This is a genomic window from Lelliottia nimipressuralis, from assembly GCF_004115925.1.
Lineage (GTDB): Bacteria > Pseudomonadota > Gammaproteobacteria > Enterobacterales > Enterobacteriaceae > Enterobacter > Enterobacter nimipressuralis.
This window is the reverse complement of sequence record NZ_SDDX01000065.1, coordinates 1-713: the sequence shown is the minus strand read 5'-3', so window position 1 is coordinate 713 and position 713 is coordinate 1. Positions and strand designations below refer to the sequence as shown.

At 59.6% G+C, this 713-nt stretch carries 2 protein-coding genes; both read left to right on the top strand.

The features are described 5' to 3' along the window. Positions 1-14: 14 nt before the first annotated feature. Positions 15-449: an aminoalkylphosphonate N-acetyltransferase gene (gene phnO / locus ETG88_RS22215; RefSeq protein WP_129036428.1), complete on the top strand. Its 435-nt coding sequence runs from the start codon at positions 15-17 to the stop codon at positions 447-449. A 46-nt stretch (positions 450-495) separates the two neighbouring features. Further along, on the top strand, positions 496-713 hold a 218-nt coding region (locus ETG88_RS22210), incomplete at its 3' end, for an MBL fold metallo-hydrolase (protein WP_491546706.1).

Below are 713 nucleotides of genomic sequence, written 5' to 3'. Positions count from 1 at the left end.
AAAGGAGAAACAACATGCCTGACTGCCAGCTGCGCCCCGCCACTGCGGACGATGCGCAGGCCGTTTACGGTCTGATCTGTGAGTTAAAACAGGCGGAATTCGACCAGAAAGCCTTTCACGCCGGGTATCTCGCGAATCTTCAGGATCGCAACATGCACTACCATCTTGCGGAGCTGGACGGGCACGTCGTCGGGATGATTGGCCTGCATTTGCAGTTTCATCTGCATCACGCCAACTGGATCGGTGAGATTCAGGAGCTGGTGGTATTGCCGCAGGCCCGTGGCCTGAAAGTCGGCAGTCAGCTGCTGGCCTGGGCCGAAACGCAGGCGCGACATGCAGGTGCCGAGATGACCGAGCTGTCGACCAGCGTAAAGCGCGTGGATGCGCATCGGTTTTATCTTCGCGAAGGGTATGCCCAGAGCCATTTTCGTTTTACTAAAGCGCTATAAAACCTAAGCACAGCGCCGCCTGGCAATGCCGTTAAAGGGGGAAACCATGGCCCTAACCATCCAACTGACCGGCACCGGCGGTGCCCAGCTGGTACCTGTCTTCGGCTGCGACTGCACGGCCTGCCGCCGGGCACGTTTGCAGGAGGCGCATCGCCGTCGGCCGTGCAGCGCTGTCGTGACCTTCAACGACGCGGTGACGCTGCTGGACGCGGGCATTCCGCACCTGATGGACGACTGGCCCGCAGGCAGTTTTCAGCAATTTTT